General features: G+C 48.4%; 1 protein-coding gene. It reads left to right on the top strand.

Annotation, left to right across the window (positions count from 1 at the left end; genetic code table 11):
- Positions 1–266 precede the first annotated feature (266 nt).
- The coding region (gene glyA, locus AAB400_04195) for a serine hydroxymethyltransferase (GenBank protein MEK7649080.1) at positions 267–1,276 on the top strand (1,010 nt) is incomplete at its 3' end.

The raw sequence follows: 1,276 nt of genomic DNA, 5'->3' as shown, positions 1-1,276 counted from the left end.
CATGTCAGCGGGTGCTGCGCGCGGGTAGAAAACGGGATGAGTGCATCATTGAGAAGCGCAAGTCTGTTAAGCATAGGGCGGAACCACTCCAAAACAAGAGGTTGCATGCTCGGCTGTACATATAAAGAACTGGTTGTTTTTGCCATTTTCTCGTCAGACTTCTACCTTACGAGATATACCACATCCAGTCAAGATTTTAATATATTGCAGACTGCCTCAAAACGCTTTATACTGCAAATACTTAATCTTTCTCACTCTCAATTACTATGAAGACTCTCCATCAGACCGATCCGGATATTGCCTCACTCCTCCAACAAGAACTTCTGCGCCAACAACAGGGACTCGAGCTCATACCGTCAGAAAATATTGTTTCGCCAGCAGTGCTCGAAGCTCTTGGATCAATCGGCACCAATAAATACTCGGAAGGGTACCCCGGCAAACGCTATTACGGCGGACAAGAGTTTGTTGACCAAATCGAAACGCTCGCAATCGAACGGGCAAAGATACTTTTTGGCGTCACCCATGCCAACGTCCAACCCTATTCTGGCTCACCTGCCAATCAGGCTGTGTGTTTTGCACTTCTGGAACCAGGCGAAAAACTCATGGGCATGCACCTCCTCTACGGCGGACATCTTACGCACGGCTGGAAAGTGAATTTTTCTGCAAAATACTACACCGCCGTCCAATACCCCTCCGGCAAAGACGGGTATCTTGATTATGATGAAATCGCACGGATTGCTCGTGAAGAAAAACCAAAACTTCTCTTTGTCGGGGCAACCGCCTATCCGCGCATCTTTGATTTTGCCAAATTCGCCGAAATTGCAAAAAGCATAGATGCCTACCTTGTTGCGGACATTTCGCATGTAACAGGTCTTATTGTCGGCGGAGTCCATCCTTCTCCGGTCGGATATGCAGATGTCATCACAACGACAACGCACAAAACGCTCCGCGGACCCCGTGGCGCCATGATTCTGTGCAACGGAGAAGAAAGCAACTTTCTGAAGCCGCCGCCGGAACGATCGCGCAAGTATTTACCCACACTTATTGATCGTGCTGTTTTCCCCGGCCTCCAAGGAGGCCCCCACGATCACCAAACGGCTGCAATTGCCGTAGCGCTCCACGAAGCAGCACAACCTGAATTTAAAGACTATGCTGCACAGATTGTAAAAAATGCAAAAGCCCTTGCAGAGCATCTCCTCTCGAAGGGGTTCACGCTTGTATCCGGCGGAACAGATAATCATTTGATTCTTGTTGATCTATCATCAAAAAATATCCC

The organism is Patescibacteria group bacterium (assembly GCA_038065255.1).
Lineage (GTDB): Bacteria > Patescibacteriota > Patescibacteriia > JACQRZ01 > JACQRZ01 > JBBTRI01.
The sequence above is the reverse complement of the archived record's forward strand: the minus strand, read 5'-3'. Positions and strand labels throughout refer to the sequence as shown.